Below are 326 nucleotides of genomic sequence, written 5' to 3'. Positions count from 1 at the left end.
CATTGGGCATCCATTGGACGGTTCGTGACAGGCAGGGGTGATGCAGCGGTGATCTGGACTCCGGAGGACGTGGCGCGTGATCAGGTGCGCCGCCAGGCGGCGGGCATGACCGTGCGGCAGGTGGACCAGGCCGTGGACACGGCGGTGGTGCGGGTGAGCGAGACCCGCCAGGAGCTGCGCTCCCCGGTGGCGGTCCGGGAGTTCGCGGCGGATCCGCAGGAGCTGGCCGACCGGTGGGCGGCCCTGCTCACCGAATGGCAGCGGGTCGCCGCCCACCTCGCCGCCTCCGGGGCCGACGTCTACGACGGCGACCTGGACGTAAAGGG

Annotated in this window: 1 pseudogene; it reads left to right on the top strand. The window is 72.4% G+C overall.

Annotation, left to right across the window (positions count from 1 at the left end):
* Positions 1-48 precede the first annotated feature (48 nt).
* Positions 49-326: pseudogene (locus HTV45_RS33620) on the top strand (hypothetical protein); the annotation flags it as partial.

The sequence above is a fragment of the Streptomyces sp. CHD11 genome (genome assembly GCF_018638295.1).
Lineage (GTDB): Bacteria > Actinomycetota > Actinomycetes > Streptomycetales > Streptomycetaceae > Streptomyces.
Note: the sequence above shows the minus strand (reverse complement) of the source record. Positions and strands in the feature narration are given on the sequence as shown.